At 66.6% G+C, this 16783-nt stretch carries 17 protein-coding genes; 11 read left to right on the top strand and 6 right to left on the bottom strand.

The features are described 5' to 3' along the window. The first annotated feature begins 12 nt into the window (after window positions 1–12). From bchC to QX041_RS22900, 10 genes are all read left to right on the top strand, one after another. Window positions 13–954, top strand: a complete 942-nt coding sequence (gene bchC, locus QX041_RS22855) for a chlorophyll synthesis pathway protein BchC (RefSeq protein WP_315714300.1) — start codon at window positions 13–15, stop codon at window positions 952–954. Further along, window positions 951–1961 carry a chlorophyllide a reductase iron protein subunit X gene (locus QX041_RS22860; RefSeq protein ID WP_315714301.1) on the top strand — a complete coding sequence of 337 codons (1011 nt, stop codon included), beginning with the start codon at window positions 951–953 and terminating at the stop codon, window positions 1959–1961. Before bchC ends, QX041_RS22860 begins: the two co-directional genes overlap by 4 nt. 31 nt (window positions 1962–1992) lie before the next feature. Continuing rightward, window positions 1993–3543: a chlorophyllide a reductase subunit Y gene (gene bchY, locus QX041_RS22865; RefSeq protein WP_316166566.1), complete on the top strand. Its 1551-nt coding sequence runs from the start codon at window positions 1993–1995 to the stop codon at window positions 3541–3543. After that, complete coding sequence (bchZ, locus tag QX041_RS22870; RefSeq protein WP_316166567.1) at window positions 3543–4994, top strand: chlorophyllide a reductase subunit Z; 1452 nt, start codon at window positions 3543–3545, stop codon at window positions 4992–4994. The genes bchY and bchZ overlap by 1 nt, the downstream gene beginning before the upstream one ends. A gap of 30 nt (window positions 4995–5024) precedes the next feature. Continuing rightward, window positions 5025–5252, top strand: coding sequence for a hypothetical protein (locus QX041_RS22875; protein WP_315714304.1), 228 nt, complete (start codon window positions 5025–5027; stop codon window positions 5250–5252). Window positions 5253–5403: 151 nt separating this feature from the next. Then, a complete protein-coding gene (pufB, locus tag QX041_RS22880) occupies window positions 5404–5637 on the top strand; it encodes a light-harvesting antenna LH1, beta subunit (RefSeq protein WP_315714305.1) in 234 nt (77 codons plus the stop codon). 16 nt (window positions 5638–5653) lie between these two features. Then, window positions 5654–5842 carry a light-harvesting antenna LH1, alpha subunit gene (pufA, locus tag QX041_RS22885; protein ID WP_315714306.1) on the top strand — a complete coding sequence of 63 codons (189 nt, stop codon included), beginning with the start codon at window positions 5654–5656 and terminating at the stop codon, window positions 5840–5842. A 141-nt stretch (window positions 5843–5983) separates the two neighbouring features. Next, a complete protein-coding gene (gene pufL, locus QX041_RS22890) occupies window positions 5984–6829 on the top strand; it encodes a photosynthetic reaction center subunit L (RefSeq protein ID WP_315810497.1) in 846 nt (281 codons plus the stop codon). Between the two features lie 18 nt (window positions 6830–6847). Then, window positions 6848–7774, top strand: a complete 927-nt coding sequence (pufM, locus tag QX041_RS22895) for a photosynthetic reaction center subunit M (RefSeq protein ID WP_315750173.1) — start codon at window positions 6848–6850, stop codon at window positions 7772–7774. 17 nt (window positions 7775–7791) lie between these two features. Then, a complete protein-coding gene (locus QX041_RS22900; protein ID WP_315714309.1) occupies window positions 7792–8475 on the top strand; it encodes a biliverdin-producing heme oxygenase in 684 nt (227 codons plus the stop codon). A gap of 256 nt (window positions 8476–8731) precedes the next feature. On the opposite strand, the gene QX041_RS22905 is transcribed toward QX041_RS22900, so the two are convergent. Both QX041_RS22905 and ppsR read right to left on the bottom strand, forming a co-directional pair. After that, on the bottom strand, window positions 8732–10906 hold the full coding sequence (locus QX041_RS22905) for a GAF domain-containing protein (protein WP_315714310.1): 2175 nt from the start codon (window positions 10904–10906) through the stop codon (window positions 8732–8734). Further along, window positions 10907–12277, bottom strand: coding sequence for a transcriptional regulator PpsR (gene ppsR / locus QX041_RS22910; protein ID WP_315714311.1), 1371 nt, complete (start codon window positions 12275–12277; stop codon window positions 10907–10909). It lies immediately after the preceding gene. 317 nt (window positions 12278–12594) lie between these two features. Here ppsR and QX041_RS22915 point away from each other — a divergent pair, with 317 nt between their 5' ends. Further along, window positions 12595–13029, top strand: coding sequence for a c-type cytochrome (locus tag QX041_RS22915; RefSeq protein ID WP_315714312.1), 435 nt, complete (start codon window positions 12595–12597; stop codon window positions 13027–13029). An 18-nt stretch (window positions 13030–13047) separates the two neighbouring features. Here the strand turns inward: QX041_RS22915 and QX041_RS22920 are convergent, their stop codons facing one another. From QX041_RS22920 to chlG, 4 genes are read right to left on the bottom strand one after another with little or no spacing between them, the layout of a single operon-like run. Next, window positions 13048–13311, bottom strand: a complete 264-nt coding sequence (locus QX041_RS22920; RefSeq protein ID WP_315714313.1) for a hypothetical protein — start codon at window positions 13309–13311, stop codon at window positions 13048–13050. An 11-nt stretch (window positions 13312–13322) separates the two neighbouring features. Further along, complete coding sequence (locus QX041_RS22925; RefSeq protein ID WP_316166569.1) at window positions 13323–14534, bottom strand: geranylgeranyl diphosphate reductase; 1212 nt, start codon at window positions 14532–14534, stop codon at window positions 13323–13325. Between the two features lie 3 nt (window positions 14535–14537). Beyond that, window positions 14538–15872, bottom strand: a complete 1335-nt coding sequence (locus tag QX041_RS22930; protein ID WP_316166571.1) for a BCD family MFS transporter — start codon at window positions 15870–15872, stop codon at window positions 14538–14540. Further along, the gene (chlG, locus tag QX041_RS22935; RefSeq protein ID WP_316166573.1) at window positions 15869–16771 is read right to left on the bottom strand and encodes a chlorophyll synthase ChlG; all 903 of its coding nucleotides are present in this window, start codon (window positions 16769–16771) and stop codon (window positions 15869–15871) included. Before chlG ends, QX041_RS22930 begins: the two co-directional genes overlap by 4 nt. Window positions 16772–16783 lie beyond the last annotated feature (12 nt).

Below are 16783 nucleotides of genomic sequence, written 5' to 3' on the forward strand. Positions count from 1 at the left end.
GGGAGTTGGGCTATGGACGCGATCGCCGTCGTACTGGGGAGGCCGAGGCAATTGTCGCTGCAGCACCTGGTGCTCGCAGACGTCCCGGACTGCCTGACCGTCGACATCGAATGGAGCGCGATCAGCACCGGTACCGAACGGCTGCTGTACGAGGGCCGCATGCCCCAGTTTCCCGGCATGGGCTATCCGCTCGTGCCGGGCTACGAGGCGGTGGGCCGCGTCGCGCACGCCGCCCCGCATTCCGGTTTTCGCAAAGGCGAGCGCGTGTTCGTGCCGGGCGCGGCGCGCTGCTTCGGCGAGGTCAGGAGCCTGTTTGGCGCCGCCGCCTCGCGCCTCAACGTTCCCGCGCAGCGCATTGTTGCGATCGATGAGACGACGGGCCGGCGCGGCGTGCTGCTGGCGCTGGCGGCCACCGCCTATCATGCATTGTCAATCGGTGGTGACGGCCAGGCCGAATGCGTGGTTGGCCATGGCGTGCTCGGCCGTCTGCTGGCGCGGCTGATCGTGGCGATGGGCGGCGATCCGCCCGTGGTGTGGGAGAGCAATCCGGAGCGCGCCGTTGGCGCGACGGGCTATCGCGTCATCGATCCCGCAGAGGACAGCAGACGCGACTATCGCCTGATCTTCGATGCCAGCGGCGATGCCGGCCTGCTCGACAGCCTCATTGCTCGCCTGGCGCCACGTGGCGAGATCATCCTCGCCGGCTTCTACAGCGCGCCGCTCTCCTTCTCCTACCCTCCGGCCTTCATGCGCGAGGCGGCGATCCGCGTCGCCGCCGAATGGAAGCACGAGGATCTGCTCGCGGTGCGCAATCTCATCGACACCGGCAGGCTGTCTCTGGATGGGCTGATCACGCACCATGCCGACGCTCTGTCCGCGGAGAGCGCCTACCGGACCGCGTTCGACGATCCGTCATGTCTCAAAATGGTCTTGGACTGGAGAGCTGCAGCATGAACGCCCCGATCAAGATCAGTGCCGAAATTAGTGAGATGACCGATGCCCTGCGCGCCGAAGCGGCGATCGAGCCGGATGCGCCGTCGACGGCTGCACCGAAGAAGGCCACGCAGATCATCGCGATCTACGGCAAGGGCGGCATCGGCAAGAGTTTCACGCTCGCCAACCTGTCCTACATGATGGCCCAGCAGGGCAAGAAGGTGCTCCTCATCGGCTGCGATCCGAAGAGCGACACCACCTCGCTGCTGTTCGGCGGCAGGGCCTGCCCGACCATCCTCGAGACCTCCTCGAAGAAGAAGCTTGCCGGCGAGGAGGTCAAGATCGGGGACGTCTGCTTCAAGCGCGACGGCGTGTTCGCGATGGAGCTCGGCGGGCCCGAGGTCGGCCGCGGCTGCGGCGGACGCGGCATCATCCATGGCTTCGAGCTGATCGAGAAGCTCGGCTTCCACGATTGGGGCTTCGACTACGTGCTGCTGGACTTCCTCGGCGACGTCGTCTGCGGCGGCTTCGGCCTGCCGATCGCGCGCGACATGTGCCAGAAGGTGATCATCGTCGGCTCCAACGATCTGCAATCGCTCTACGTCGCCAACAATGTCTGCTCGGCGGTGGAGTATTTCCGCAAGCTCGGCGGCAATGTCGGCGTCGCCGGCATCGTCATCAACAAGGACGACGGCACCGGCGAGGCCGCCGCATTTGCCGAGGCGACCGGCATTCCGGTGCTGGCCTCGATCCCGGCGGACGACGACATCCGCCGCAAGAGCGCGAGCTATCAGATCATCGGCCGGCCTGGAACGCCCTGGGCGCCGCTGTTCGAGCATCTCGCCAAGAACGTCGCCGAGGCGCCGCCGCAGCATCCGCACCCCCTGACGCATGACGGCCTGCTCGGTTTGTTCAAGGGCTCGGATGTGGGACGCGGCGTCGTGCTGGAGCAGGCGACGCTCGAAGACATGTGTGGCAGCGCCGCGGTGACCAAGCCGTCGCTCGAAGTGATCTACGACAATTTGTGATGGGATCGGCCGACGAGCGGAATGTAATGCAATGAGCGATCCTGTGGTCCATCAGGCAATGAGCGCGCAGAGCGGCGCAGAGGCAGGCCTCCTGCCGGTGCAGCCCGAGGCGCTCGGCTGTCATGCCGGCAAAGCCGAGCTCAAGAAGGCGGCGGATGCCGCCGGCAAGAGCGAGGTGCTGGCGCGCTATGCCGCGGATTATCCGGCGGGACCGCACGACCAGCCGCAGAGCATGTGTCCGGCGTTCGGCTCGCTGCGCGTCGGCCTGCGGATGCGGCGCACCGCGACCGTGCTGTCGGGCTCGGCCTGCTGCGTCTACGGCCTGACCTTCACCTCGCACTTCTACGGCGCGCGGCGCAGCGTCGGCTACGTCCCGTTCAACTCGGAGACGCTGGTCACCGGAAAACTGTTCGAGGACATCCGTGAGGCGGTCTTCAAGCTGGCCGATCCCGCCAACTACGACTGCGTCGTCATCATCAATCTCTGCGTCCCCACCGCCTCGGGCGTGCCGCTGCAGATCCTGCCGAAGGAGATCAACGGCGTCCGCATCATCGGCATCGACGTTCCAGGTTTTGGTGTGCCGACCCATGCCGAGGCCAAGGATGTGCTCGCCGGCGCGATGCTGAACTACGCGCGCCGCGAGGCGGAGCAGGGCCCGGTGCAGGCGCCGCGGGCGCCACGCGGCGACAAGCCGACCATCACCCTGCTGGGAGAGATATTCCCCGCCGATCCCGTCGGCATCGGCATGATGCTGGCGCCGCTTGGCCTCGCCGCAGGCCCCACCGTGCCGACGCGCGAATGGCGCGAGCTCTATGGCGCGCTGGATTGTGCGGCGGTGGCGGCGATCCACCCGTTCTATACGGCTTCGATCCGCGAGTTCGAGACGGCGGGCCGTCCGATCATCGGCTCGGCGCCGGTCGGCTGCGATGGCACTGCGGATTGGCTGGAAGCTGTCGGCAAGACCTGCGGCGTCGGGCGCGCGCAGATCGATGCGGCCAAGACCGCGGTGCTGCCGGCAATTCGCGCGGCGCTTGCGGCCACGCCGATCCGCGGCCGCATCACGCTGTCGGGATATGAGGGATCGGAGCTGCTGGTCGGGCGTCTGCTGGCCGAGAGCGGCGCCGATCTGCGCTATGTTGGCACCGCCTGTCCGCGCACGCGCTGGTCGGAGGCCGATTGCGCCTGGCTCGAGAGCCGCGGTGTGCGCGTGCAGTACCGCGCCTCGCTGGAGCAGGATCTCGCGGCGGTCGATGAGTTCGCGCCGGATCTCGCCATCGGCACCACGCCGGTCGTGCAGAAGGCCAAGGCGCGCGCGATCCCGTCGCTCTACTTCACCAATCTGATCTCGGCGCGGCCGCTGTTCGGCGTGTCCGGAGCCGGCTCGCTGGCGCAGGTCGTCAACGCGGCGATCGCAGGCAAGGCGCGCTTCGACGAGATGCGCGACTTCTTCGAAGGTGTCGGCGAGGGCGACAATGCGGGCGTGTGGCAGGGCACACCGGTCGAACGTCCCGAATTCCGCGACAAGTTCCGCAAGGCGGTCGCGGCGCAGGCCAGGAAGCGCACGTCCGGGGAGATGGTGTGATGCTGATCCTCGACCACGATCGCGCCGGCGGCTATTGGGGGGCGGTCTACGCCTTCACCGCGATCAAGGGCCTGCAGGTCATCATCGACGGCCCCGTGGGCTGCGAGAATTTGCCGGTGACCTCGGTGCTGCACTACACCGACGGCCTGCCGCCGCATGAGTTGCCGATCGTCGTCACGGGTCTCGGCGAGGACGAGCTCGGCCAGAAGGGCACCGAGCAGGCGATGAAGCGCGCCCGCGCCGCGCTCGATCCGGATCTGCCGGCGGTGGTCGTCACCGGCTCGATCGCCGAGATGATCGGCGGCGGCGTCACGCCGGAAGGCTCCAACATCAAGCGCTTCCTGCCGCGCACGATCGACGAGGACCAGTGGCAGAGCGCCAACCGCGCGTTGAGCTGGCTGTGGAGCGAATACGGCCTGCGCAAGATCCCGGAGCGCAGGCCTCGCAAGGACGGCGAGAAGCCGCGCGTCAACATCATCGGCCCGATCTACGGCACCTTCAACACGCCGTCGGATGTCGCCGAGATCCGTCGCCTGGTGGAAGGCATCGGCGCCGAGATCAACATGGTGTTTCCGCTCGGCAGCCATCTCGCCGATGTCGGAAAGCTGGTCGATGCCGACGTCAACGTCTGCATGTATCGCGAGTTCGGGCGGCTGTTGTGCGAGACCTTGGAGCGGCCTTATCTGCAGGCGCCGATCGGGCTGCATTCGACGACGAAATTCCTGCGCTCCCTGGGCGAGATGCTCGGCCTCGATCCCGAGCCGTTCATCACCCGGGAGAAGCATACGACGATCAAGCCGCTGTGGGACCTGTGGCGCTCGGTGACGCAGGACTTCTTCGGCACCGCGAGCTTCGGCATCGTCGCGTCCGAGACCTACGCGCGGGGCCTGCGGAATTTCCTGGAGACCGAGCTCGGGCTGCCCTGCAGCTTCGCGATCTCGCGCTGTGCCGGCGCCAAGACCGACAACGACGCCATCCGCAAGCTCGTCCATGAGCGGCCGCCGCTGGTGCTGTTCGGCAGCTATAACGAGCGCATGTATGCGGCGGAAGCCGGCGACCGGTCGATCTACATCCCGGCCTCGTTCCCGGGCACGGTGATCCGCCGCCACACCGGCACGCCGTTCATGGGTTACGCCGGCGCGACCTACGTGGTGCAGGAGGTCTGCAACGCGCTGTTCGATGCGCTGTTCAACATCCTGCCGCTCGCAACCCAGCTCGATCAGATCGCAGCGACGCCGGCGCGGCTCGAGCGTGAATTGCCGTGGGATGACGGGGCCAAGCTCGCGCTCGACCAGATCATCGAGACACAGCCGGTGCTGGTGCGGATCTCGGCGGCCAAGCGGCTGCGCGACGCGGCGGAACGCGGCGCGCGCCAGGCGGGGCTGGACAAGGTGACGGAGGACGTTCTCGCGCATGCGCGGTCGCAGCTCGCAACGGGCCAGGCCGCGTAGGGCACGAGGATAGCGGACAGGGAGAGGACGATGTCGTTATACGAACGCATGGATCGTGACGTCGCACCGAGATCGCGCGAGCGCATCGACTATCTCCTGGTCTACGCGGTGTGCTTCGCCGTGCTGATGGTCGAGGGCGTGCTGCGCCGGATCGGCTCCATCATCACCGGCCACCGGCCCGCGCCGCTCGGCGCGATCGTCGGTGAAGCAAGGATCAAGGCCGCGAACTGCGCGACCTCGTCCTTCATGGGACTTTGAGTTCGGGAGCTGTGAGTTCGCTCTCTCAGTATTGCAGGGAATTCGTGCGGCTCGCCGCATGGATGTCATCCCGGTGACGGGATGGCGCTTCGACGCCGCTCATCTCGGTGAGTGGCATCCGGCCGAAAGGCCAACACCAGGAGGTACCACTATGGTGGACGTACCAAACAAGGGAGGCTCTCTGTCGGGGCTGACCGAAGCGGAGGCGAGGGAATTCCATAGCATCTTCATGACGAGCTTTGTGGTCTTCACGGCGGTTGCGATCGTCGCCCACATTCTCGCCTGGATGTGGCGTCCCTGGCTGCCCGGGCCGACTGGCTACAAGGCGGCGGCGCTGGATGGGGCGACCCACTACGCCAATATCGTGCTCTCCTACCTGACCTGATCGAAAGGAGAAAACTATGTGGCGCTTGTGGTTGTTGTTCGATCCCCGCAGGGTTCTCGTGGCTCTCGGCGTGTTCCTGTTCGGGCTGGCATTGGTGATTCACTTCATCCTGCTCAGCACCAACCGGTTCAACTGGCTGGAGGGACCGCGTGCAGCGAAGACGTCGTCGATCTCCGAGCCGGCGACCCCGCTGAAGCTCAGCTAACAGCTCGACGACCAGAGGGAAGCGGACGGGCGACGGCGGCAGACCCCGTTCGCCCGCTTCCCAAATCCTCTTGTCCACGAATTCACGACACGACGATACGACACGCAGCATATCGAGCGACGGGCAGCGGAGGCAGGACCGATGGCAATGCTCAGCTTTGAACGAAAATACCGCGTCCGCGGCGGCACGTTGATCGGCGGTGACCTCTTCGATTTCTGGGTCGGACCGTTTTATGTCGGCTTCTTCGGCGTGACGACGATCTTCTTCACCTTCGTCGGCGTGGCGCTGATCCTCTACGCCACGGCGCTCGGACCGACGTGGAATCTCTGGCAGATCAGCATCAACCCGCCCGATGCCAAATACGGGCTGTCGTTCGCGCCCCTCACGGAGGGCGGCTTCTGGCAGCTCATCACGGTGTGCGCGCATGGCGCATTCGTCTCCTGGGCGCTGCGGGAGGTCGAGATCTGCCGCAAGCTCGCGATCGGCTATCACGTACCGTTCGCCTTCGGCTTTGCGATCTTCGCCTATTTCACGCTGGAGGTGATCCGTCCGGTGCTGATGGGCTCGTGGAGCTACGCCTTCCCCTACGGCATCATCACCCATCTCGATTGGGTGTCGAACACCGGCTATCAGTTCGGCAACTTCCACTACAATCCTGCGCACATGATCGCGATCACGTTCTTCTTCACGACGTGTCTCGCGCTCGCGCTGCACGGCGGACTGATCCTCTCGGCGAGCAATCCGGGCCGGGGTGAGGAGATGAAGTCGCCGGAGCACGAGAACACGATGTTCCGAGATCTGATCGGCTATTCGGTCGGCACGCTCGGCATCCACCGGGTCGGCCTGTTCCTGGCGTTGTCGGCCGTGTTCTTCAGCGCGGTGTGCATCGTCATCTCCGGTCCCGCCTGGCTGCTGCCGGAAGGCAATGCCTGGTCGGACTGGTGGGAGTGGTGGCGCAGGGTCCCGATCTGGTCGCCGCCGCAATGAGTTCAAGGAGAGGTCACCATGGCCCAATACCAGAACATCTTCACGCAGATCCAAGTTCGCAGTGCGATCTACCCGGGCATCCCGATCGAGCCCGGAATCTGGGAGCGGCTCGGCAAGGGCAGCTTCAACTACTGGTTCGGCAAGGTCGGCGACGCACAGGTGGGGCCGGTCTATCTCGGCTTCCTTGGCCTCGCCTCGCTGATGTCCGGCTTCGTCGCGATCGAGATCATCGGTCTCAACATGCTGGCGTCGGTGAACTGGAGCCCGCTCGAGTTCATTCGACAGTTCCCGTGGCTGGCGCTGCAACCGCCGGCGCCGGAATATGGCCTGCAGATCTTCCCGCCGCTGCAGGAGGGCGGCTGGTGGCTGATGGCCGGCTTCTTCCTGACGACGTCGATCCTGCTGTGGTGGGCGCGCACCTATCGCCGCGCCCGGGCGCTCGGCCTCGGCACGCATGTGTCGTGGGCGTTCGCGGCGGCGATCTGGCTCTATCTGGTGCTCGGCTTCATCCGGCCGATCTTCATGGGGAGCTGGAGCGAGGCGGTGCCGTTCGGCATCTTCCCGCATCTCGACTGGACCAACAACTTCTCCATCACCCACGGCAATTTGTTCTACAACCCATTCCACATGCTCTCGATCGCCTTCCTGTACGGATCGGCGCTGCTGTTCGCGATGCATGGCGCGACGGTGCTCGCGATCAGCCGCTACGGCGGCGAGCGTGAGCTCGAGCAGATCGTCGACCGCGGCACGGCCTTCGAACGCGGTGCGCTGTTCTGGCGCTGGACGATGGGCTTCAATGCCACGGCCGAATCGATCCATCGCTGGGCCTGGTGGTTCGCCGTGCTTTGTCCCTTGACCGGCGGCATCGGTATCCTACTGTCGGGCACCGTCGTCGACAGCTGGTTCGACTGGGGCGTGAAACACGGGCTGGCGCCGCCGCGCTGACTGCTGCAGGTCGAGGCATGTTGGACAGAGTCGAATTGGATCGGATCGAGACGGCCGGACGCAGCGCGCGCCCGGCCAGTCTCTTGCAGGCGATGCGCGAGCGTACCAAGACGCTGCACGTCACCGCGGAGCGGACCGGGATCGTCGCCGAGCTGCTGCGGGGACGCGGCACGCGGCAGGCCTACGCGTTGTTGTTGCGCAATCTGCTGCCGGTCTACGAGACGCTCGAAGCGGAGCTGCTCCGCCATCAGGGAACGCCGGTGATGGGCCGCATCGTGCGGCCGGAGCTGCATCGCAGTGCTGCGATCAAGCTTGATCTTGCGTGGTTCGATGCGAGCCCTCTGCCGCTGCTGCCCGAGGCCATCGCCTATGTCCGGGTCATCCAGGAAGCGGGAGCCGGCTCCGGCCATCGGCTGCTGGCCCATGCCTATACGCGCTATCTCGGTGATCTCAGCGGCGGCCAGATCATCAAGAAGATTCTCGCGCGTTCGCTCGAGCTACGGCCCGAGGCGACGTCGTTCTACGAATTCCCCGAGATCGCTGATATCCCGCGGTTCAAGGACGACTACCGCGACGTGCTGGAGCAGGCCGGCGCGGCGATGGCGGAGCATGAGACCGTCGTCGAGGAGGCGGCATTGGCGTTCGAGATGAACATCACGCTGTCGCAAGCGCTGCAGGAGGCGGCCGGGCTGAGAACGTGATGTGCGAAGGCCTGATTGATCCTTCGCCATCGGTTTGGTCGAATACGATCGCGTGAGACCCCGCGTCCTCCCCCGGGGGCGGTGGGCTCCGCTCCTCCTTTCCGGCAGGGCAATCGCATATGCCCTTCCAATTCGGCCCAGCCGCAACTTGGATCGCAGAGGCCGACGTCGGGAGATTTTCGAATCCAGATTGGCTCTCCGGAGGCAGGACGGACAAGGCAGTCGAGGTCGCCCGGACGAGAGCTGCGGCCCGCCGTCACTCTTCGCTCTGCGAGCGGTACCACACCAGGTGCTCGAGGATCTCCAGTGTCCGCGTGGTCGAATTGCGGATGCTCTCCAGCATCTCCGGCATGCTGCCGGCCTGTGCTCCGTGCGTCACCTCGAGCGCCGCGAGCTGCGCGTTCTCCACGGTGGAGGCAGCGAGCTCCTTGTAGATCAGGCTTGCGCTCTGATCGAGCCGCAGCGTCGGCCGGCGGGCGCCGTCGATCTCTTCCTGGAAGCGCGCGCGGGCCGCCTCGGCGGTCTTGCGCTCGGTCAAGTCCGAGAAGATCAGCACGAAGCCGAGCACGCGATCATACGGTGCGATCACCGGGTCGGCGCGCACCATCAACGGCCGTTGCGGCGAGGCGCCGCCCGTCAGTGTCAGCTCGCCGCGCCAGCTCCGCTTGTTGCGCATGAGGTCGTCGAGATTGGCGCGGAATTCCGCCGGCGCCGTGCAGTAGCTGCCGAGATCGCGCAGATGCGGGATGTGCGGATGCGGGGCGCGCAGCTGCTGCTCGAACGCTTCGTTCATCAGCAGGATGCGGCCCTCGACATCGGCGATGATGACCGGCTGCTCCGAGCGCAGCACCTGAGCGCTGATCGTGGCGAGCTGGTCCTGCGCGATCACCATGCGGACCGAACGCAGCTGCAGCGCCACGTCGGCGACCGTTTCGCTCACCGCGCGGGCGGAGGCGAGCTCGGCGCTCGACCACGGCTCGGACTTGCCTTCGACCAGCTGATGCCATTTCGCAAACGAGCGCCGCGGCGACAGATCCGACGGATCGTCGCCGATGATGACGGCCTTGAGCGGATCGCCGCCCCAGGTCACCGTCCGGACCTGCTCCGGCCGGAACCACAACAGATACTCGCCCTCGCTCGCCGACAGCGGAGCGGCGATCAAGCCGCTGGCGATCGAGCGGATGTCGGCAAAGGACGGCTCATCGAGCGTCAGCGAGCTGGTCGCCGTCAAGCCCTCGGGGGCTGCTCCCGGAGTGTTGCGCCGGCGATCGAGCCAGGCGGCGAGGTCGCGGATGCGCTGCGTCGACGGGACGTCGCCGGCGGTCGTGACTTGGCCCTCGAACAGCAGCGCCGCGCCGCTGGCACCGAGCGGCTGCAGCAGCGACTGCGAGCCGTCGAACAGCGCGGCCTGCCATTCGCCGTCGCGCGACACCGCTTCGACCAGCCGCTGCTCCAGCCGGCGCACGACCAGCTCGGACTGGCTTTGGGCAAAGCTCTCCAGCGCCGCGATCCGGATCGCGCAGGTCTCGGCCAGCGCCTCGCCTGCCGCGCGAATGTCGAACGGCACGAAGCGCGGCTCATAGTGATGGCAGGCGATCAGTCCCCACAGCCTTCCGCTGACCATCAGCGAGCACACCAGTGTCGCGCCGACACCCATGTTCTGCAGATATTTCTGGTGGATCGGCGACATGCTGCGCAGGCAGCTCAGGGACATGTCGAGATCGCGGCCGTTGAGCGGCGAGATGCGCGGCTGCAGCGGCACAGGCCTGTAGTTGACGTCGACCAGGAGGCGCACCCGGTTGCGCTCGTAGAGCCGGCGCGCGATCTGCGGAATGTCGGACGCCGGATAGCGGTTGCCGAGAAAGGCCTCCAGATCCGGCCGCCGCCGCTCCGACAACACCTCGCCATGGCCATCTTCGTCGAAGCGATAGACCATGACGCGGTCGTAGCCGGCGATCTCCCTGAAGATGGTCGCCGTCTCGTCGCACAGGCCGAGCAGCGATGAGGCTGAGGTGATGCGGTGGAAGGCGCCGTCGAGCGCAGGCGCGATGTTGGTCGTCTTCGTCGCCGGCTCCAGCTCGACGATCAGCCCGCCATTCGAGGGCCGGTGAAGCGTGCAGTCGACCCGGCGCGGCGGCGCCCCGGCGGTGCATCGCAGGGTCATCGGAGCCAGATGGAGCGGGCTGTTGAGATGCGGCAGGATCTGCAGCGCGAGATCGCCGCCAAGATCGCGTAACGGACGTCCGACCACGGAGCCGGTGTTGAGGAAGGCGGCCGCATTGGTGCTGGCCTGGATGACGATGTTGTCGGGCTCCTTGACCGCCAGGAGAATGCCGTGCGGCTGGATCGAGCCTGCGAGATGAATCTGTTCACGCTCGCAATCCGCAAGAGTAGCGTGGCCGAAGGCCGGCGTTGTCAGCGGAACGGGCAACTATCTCCCCTTTTCGGTTTCCTCGTCGCTTTCTTCGAGCTGGCTCAGATTATACCGATCGAGCTTGGCGTAAAGACTCTGGCGGCTGAGGCCGAGAATTTCGGCAGCCGACGTCCGGTTTCCGTTGGCGAGCTCGAGCGCAGCGCGGACGTAATGCTGCTCGACGACTTCGACCGTGCTCCTCACCAGGTCGCGCAATGGTGTTTTGCCGACCGATTCGTTGATGCCCGCGAGGGCGACCCGCAGATTGTCATGCTCCGCCGTGGGCGACAACCGCCTGGCGATGTTGCGCAACACAAGGCCGATCCGGCGCTGGCCGTCGAGGCCATGGGCGGCGGCCGAGATCTCGACCTCGGTCTCGGTTCCGAGCTCGCCCTGGATCGTGGTCGACAGCAGTCGGACGGCTCCATGGCGCTCGACGTTGGAGATCAGCACCGAAAGGTCGGCGCCGGGGCGCGTCAGCCACCGGCTGAGCTTCTCGCCGATCAGCGCCTCTTTCGATCCGACCTCGACCAGCTCCAGGAAGGCCCGATTGGCGCGCTTGACGGCACCGGTGCCATCGATGCTGATGACGGCATCGGGAAGATTGTCGATCAGCGCCTCGGGATCGTCGGGCAGCGGACCGGGCTGCGCGGCCTTGCCGATCGGCGCCATCTGCAGCAGGAACATCGGGGCGGTGTCGCTGCTCATCAGCGATCCCCGGAGCATCCAGGGGGCGGTGTCCTGGCCGAGGTGAATCACGATGCCCGGCGCCTTGCCCTGGTCGCGGACGCGCCTCAGCATCAGCTCCACCGGCTCGCGATCCTTTTGCGGGATCTCCTGCAGGAACTCGCGGCCCACCAGATTGTCCCGGCGCCGGCTTGAAACGCCGAGCGCGGCTGCCGCCGTCCGATTCGCTTCGACGATGCGCAGATCTGACACCTTCGTCAGCAGCACAGCCTCGTTGGAATCCTCGATGACCAAGCGGTAGCGCGTCTCGATCTCGCGCAGCTTCCAGTAGTCGCGCTCGATGGTCTGCTGGGCCGAGATCAGCCGGGCCTGGAGCTCCGCGACCGCCTGCAGATTCTTGCCGATCGCCAGCATGCCGGCCCGGCCGCCGAGCAGCACGGTCGTGAATTCCATCGGCAGCTCGAGACCGCTCGGGAATCGCTGCGTGATCTGTCGGAACGCGGAAATGCCGGTCCGCCTGGTGTCCTGCATGATGCGCTCGATCTTCTCGCTCGCATCATCGACGATCTCGGACCAGGGACGGCCGAGCCAGATGTCGACATTCTCGGCTGACATGTTCGGCGACAGCGTCGCCTCACGGATCACGCCGTCCATGTCCAGCAGCAATGTCACGTCGGGTCGTGGACCGTGAAACTCGGCCATGGTCTTGGCACCCGTTATCTTGGCACCCTCTTGAGACGCTCGGGGGATCGCGGCCAGTTCATTTGGCGCGCATTTTGAAGGTGTTGCGCCCCATCCCGCTAACGTATTGAGAGTCTTGAGAATGTCGTTAGCCCATGCAGGGCGCTCGCTGTCAAGGCTTATTTCAGAGCATCCAGCTTTCGTTGGTATCCCTGCGCTTATTGCATGTTCGAGCTGCGACTTAATCACTCGGGTGAGAATGACAAGATATCATGACACTGATAAATGTAACGATGAGGTCACATGGGCTAACGGAACGACAAATTGGGAGGATGCACATGCTCAAGGCGGGTTTGGTTGCGGCAGTCGTGGTTGCAACGTCGGGAGGCGCCGCATTGGCGCTGGACGGCGGCGACGCTGCGAAGGGCGAACAGGTCTTCAAGCAGTGCATGACCTGCCATCGGATCGGACCGGAGGCGAAGAACGCGGTCGGTCCCGTGCTCACCGGCGTGGTCGGCCGGCCTACCGGGACCTATCCGGGCTTCGCCTATTCTGAGCTGAACAAGCATGCCGGCGAGGCCGGGCTGGTCTGGACCGAGGACAACATCTTCGCATACCTCCCAGATCCCAACGCCTTCCTGAAGAAGTTCCTCACCGACAAGGGCAAAGCGGATCAGGCCACTGGATCGACCAAGATGGTGTTCAAGCTCGCCAACGAGCAGCAGCGCAAGGACGTCATCGCGTATCTGAAGACGTTCTCCGAGAAGAAGTGATCGGTATCGGCCGCCCCCTCATCGCCAGCGCTGCCGCAGATCGGCGGCGTTGGCGAGACCCGAGGCCGCCAGACAGCCTGCGAGCCAGAACCAAGGCGCCCCGATCAGCGCGCAGCGCAGCGCCAGCAGCAGGAACACGCCGGCGAGCAGGTTGGGCAGCAGTCCAAGCGGGCTGATGCCGCGGCGGTGCCGCTGCCAGATCCACGCCACGGCGGCGAATTCCACGGCGACCACCGCGAGGATCAGGTCGACCAGATGCGGGCTGCGAAACAGCTCACCCATTGCGCGAGCCGCTAGGCGGCCCTCGCGAGCCCGGTGAGGTGCGCGATGTTCTTGAAGAAGATGCGCACATGCGACAGCGGCTTGGCGCGGACCAATTCCTTGTTCATGTAGGCGTCCCAGGTCAGCTGCTGGACGTCCTTGTCACGGCAGATCGCGACGAAGCGCTCGCGGCGGGCGTCGTTCGTGTACCAGTAGCGCTGCATCATGCCGAGGATGAAGAACACGGCGCCATGCTTGCGCATGAAGGATTTGCGGGCGGTGGCCAGGGCGGCGGCATCGCCGGTCTTCAGGAACAGGGCGACGGCCTGGGCCGCGGCGCGGCCGCCGGCCATCGCGTAGTAGATGCCTTCACCGGAGGCCGGGGCCACCACGCCGGACGCATCGCCGGCCAGCACAACGTCGCGGCCATTGTCCCACCGCGACAGCGGCTTCAGCGGGATCGGCGCGCCTTCGCGGCGGACGGTTTCGAGATCGTCGAGCGCGGCGGCCTTGCGGAATTCGGCGACTGAGCCCCGCAGCGAAAAGCCCTTATGCGCGCTGCCGGTGCCGATGCTGGTGGTCGGTCCGTGCGGAAACACCCAGCTGTAGAAGTCCGGCGACAGCCGGCCGCGATAGACGACATCGCACCGCGCGGCATCGAACACCGGATGGCTGCGGTCCGGCGAGCGGACGATCTCGTGATATGCGAACACGTAGCGCATCTCGCTGGCTTGGGGGATGCACTGGCGCGCCACGGCCGAGACCGCCCCGTCGGCGCCGATCACGGCGCGGGCCCGCACACGGTCCTCGCGCATGCTGCCGTCGTCCATGCGCCTGACATAGTGCACCACCGACTTGCCGTCGTCGTCGCGCGCGATATGGCTGAAGGTCCCGGTGCGGCGGATCGCGCCGTTTGCGGCGGCGCGCGCGCGCAGCCATTCGTCGTAGTGCTCGCGATCGACCATGCCGACGAAGCCGCCGTCGATCGGCATGTCGACGTCTCGGTTGCTCGGCGACACCATGCGGGCGGACGAGATTCGGGCCACCAGCAGATGGTCGGGAATCTCGAACTCGGCGATCAGCCGCGGCGGAATGGCGCCGCCGCACGGCTTGATGCGGCCGGCCTTGTCGAGCAGCAGCACGTGATGACCCTGGCGGGCCAGATCATTGGCGGCGGTGGCGCCGGCGGGACCGCCGCCGACGACCACGACATCAAAGCATTCCGGGCTGGAGGAGGGGCTCATCGGTCATGCTCCCAGATTGGCCGGCTGCGCCGCCAGCGTCGGTGATGGCTCGCGCGGGCGCTTGATCCAGATCGCGAGCCAGGCGGAGAGGACGAACAAGGCCGCTTCGGCGGCGAACACCGCCGCGTAGGCCGAGGCGGTCGTCGGCATGAAATGGCGCGCGGCGTCGGCCGCCGCGGTGCCGACAAAGCCGCCGATGCCGAACGAGATTGCCTGCGAGGCGCCCCACAGGCCCATGCGCGTGCCCTCGCGGTTGTCGCGGCCCTCGCTGACCATGTTCATCATCGCGCCGATCGCGGCGATGGCGTAGACGCCGTTGGTGATGCCGAGCAGCAACACGGACGCGCGCAGTGGCCAGGCCGGGCCGACGGTCGCGGCCGCAACCAGGCTGAGCAGCGCCAGCGCCGAGGCGAGGCAGCCGCCGATGATCCACGGCTGCGGCCGCATCCGCCAATCGGCATGCAGGCTCGCCATCGCCGGCATCAGGATCATGCCGATCAGTGCACCCATGTGTTGCACCGATGAGAGCTGCGTGGTCTGGCCCGGCGTCATGCCGAACACGCTGCCGGCGAACGGCTCCAGGATCAGGTCCTGTGCGCTGTAGGCGAGCATCGAGACGAAGATGAAGATCGCGAAGCGCCGCGCCTGCGGCTCCCGGCAGATCTCGCGGAAGTCTTGCATGAAGCCCGACCGCTCCGCGATGGCGGAGGTCGTCTCGGCAGAGGTGTCGGGCTGCTCGATGCCCCAGACGCCGAGCAGCGTCAGCACCATGGCGATCGCCGACACCGTGCCCGACACCGTCATCAGCCGCTCGCCGGAGAACGGATCGAGCGCCTTGCCGGCCACCGCCGTGGTGACGATGAAGCCTGTGATCATCATGATCCAGGCGATCGAGGCGGCGGCGCTGCGCCGCTCTGGCGCGGTGCGCTTGGCGAGCAGCACCAAGAGCGACGTGCCGGCGGCGCCGACCCCAATGCCGATCATGATGAACGCGATCACTGCGAGCGCCAGGCCGAGGGCGAGGTGGGCCGCCATCAGCGCGGTGGCGGCTGCGGCCAGCAGGCCGCCAGCCGCGAGCACGGCCATGCCGCCGACGATCCAGGCGAAACGACGCCCGCCGACATCGGAGCCGTGGCCGAGCCAGGGCCGCAGCACCTGCATCGCATAGTGGATCGCGACCAGCAGGCCGGGGATCATCGCCGGCAGCGCCAGTTCGATCACCATGACGCGGTTGAGCGTCGAGGTGGTCAGCACCACGACCGCGCCGAGCGCGGTCTGCACCAGGCCGAGTCTGACGATGCCGAACCAGGACAGAGGAGCGGGCGCAGCGTTGCTCATGCCGACAACCCCGCCAGCGCGAGGGCCGTGACCAGCATGCCCAGCACGTAGAGCAGCACGCCCGTGCCGTTGTACCAGGGCGCGAGCTCGCGCGGGTTCGTCATCAGCCGCCGCATCAGCACCAGCTGGGCCGCGATCAGCGCAACCACGATGATGGCATGGGCCGGGCGGCTCCAGACAATGAGCAGCGTCAACACCGCAACCTGCGCCAGCGCCATCGTGATGCAGGCGAGGCGCGCGGCGCGCTCGGCGCCGAGCAGCACCGGCAGCGAGTTGACGCCGCTGACGCGGTCGCCGCCGATCGACTTGAAGTCGTTCAGGGTCATGATGCCGTGCGCGCCGGCGCTATACAGCAGGGCGACCGCGAGCACGGGCCAGGACGGCGCCTGCGCGCTCATGATCGCTGCCGCCGTGATCCAGGGCAGGCCTTCGTAGCAGAGGCCGACGGCGCTGTTGCCCCACCAGCCGTTCTGCTTGAGCCGGATCGGCGGCGCGCTGTAGGCCCAGGCCAGCGCGAGGCCAAGCGCCGCAGCGGCAAAGCCCCAGGTGCCGAGCAGGGTGGCGACGCCGAGCGACAGCACCGTCCAGATCAGCGCAATATAGAGACCCCAGCGTCCGGGAATGCGGCCCGACGGGATCGGGCGGTCCGGTTCGTTGAGCGCATCGACATGGCGGTCGAACCAGTCGTTGACGGCCTGGCTGGTGGCGCAAACCATCGGCCCGGCGAGCATGAGACCTGCGATCACGACCGGCCAGCGCGGCGCCAGTGGCGCGCCGGACGAGATCACGCCGCAGCTGAACGCCCAGATCGGTGGAAACCAGGTGATCGGCTTCAACAGCTCGAGAACGGCCGAGGGATGAAGCCGGGGAGCGAGGGGGACGGGCGCGATCTCGGTCATTGCAACTGTTCC

This window comes from Bradyrhizobium sp. SZCCHNRI2009, from assembly GCF_032485115.1.
GTDB lineage: Bacteria > Pseudomonadota > Alphaproteobacteria > Rhizobiales > Xanthobacteraceae > Bradyrhizobium.

What these genes read in the sequence shown, in the direction of transcription:
- pufM (WP_315750173.1), top strand. Translation starts at nt 6,848, where the DNA reads ATGGCCCAATACCAGAACATCTTCACGCAGATCCAAGTTCGCAGTGCG.
- bchZ (WP_316166567.1), top strand. Translation starts at nt 3,543, where the DNA reads ATGCTGATCCTCGACCACGATCGCGCCGGCGGCTATTGGGGGGCGGTC.
- pufB (WP_315714305.1), top strand. Translation starts at nt 5,404, where the DNA reads ATGGTGGACGTACCAAACAAGGGAGGCTCTCTGTCGGGGCTGACCGAA.
- QX041_RS22875 (WP_315714304.1), top strand. Translation starts at nt 5,025, where the DNA reads ATGTCGTTATACGAACGCATGGATCGTGACGTCGCACCGAGATCGCGC.
- bchC (WP_315714300.1), top strand. Translation starts at nt 13, where the DNA reads ATGGACGCGATCGCCGTCGTACTGGGGAGGCCGAGGCAATTGTCGCTG.
- pufL (WP_315810497.1), top strand. Translation starts at nt 5,984, where the DNA reads ATGGCAATGCTCAGCTTTGAACGAAAATACCGCGTCCGCGGCGGCACG.
- bchY (WP_316166566.1), top strand. Translation starts at nt 1,993, where the DNA reads ATGAGCGATCCTGTGGTCCATCAGGCAATGAGCGCGCAGAGCGGCGCA.
- chlG (WP_316166573.1), bottom strand. Translation starts at nt 16,771, where the DNA reads ATGACCGAGATCGCGCCCGTCCCCCTCGCTCCCCGGCTTCATCCCTCG.
- ppsR (WP_315714311.1), bottom strand. Translation starts at nt 12,277, where the DNA reads ATGGCCGAGTTTCACGGTCCACGACCCGACGTGACATTGCTGCTGGAC.
- QX041_RS22900 (WP_315714309.1), top strand. Translation starts at nt 7,792, where the DNA reads ATGTTGGACAGAGTCGAATTGGATCGGATCGAGACGGCCGGACGCAGC.
- QX041_RS22925 (WP_316166569.1), bottom strand. Translation starts at nt 14,534, where the DNA reads ATGAGCCCCTCCTCCAGCCCGGAATGCTTTGATGTCGTGGTCGTCGGC.
- QX041_RS22920 (WP_315714313.1), bottom strand. Translation starts at nt 13,311, where the DNA reads ATGGGTGAGCTGTTTCGCAGCCCGCATCTGGTCGACCTGATCCTCGCG.
- QX041_RS22930 (WP_316166571.1), bottom strand. Translation starts at nt 15,872, where the DNA reads ATGAGCAACGCTGCGCCCGCTCCTCTGTCCTGGTTCGGCATCGTCAGA.
- QX041_RS22915 (WP_315714312.1), top strand. Translation starts at nt 12,595, where the DNA reads ATGCTCAAGGCGGGTTTGGTTGCGGCAGTCGTGGTTGCAACGTCGGGA.
- pufA (WP_315714306.1), top strand. Translation starts at nt 5,654, where the DNA reads ATGTGGCGCTTGTGGTTGTTGTTCGATCCCCGCAGGGTTCTCGTGGCT.
- QX041_RS22860 (WP_315714301.1), top strand. Translation starts at nt 951, where the DNA reads ATGAACGCCCCGATCAAGATCAGTGCCGAAATTAGTGAGATGACCGAT.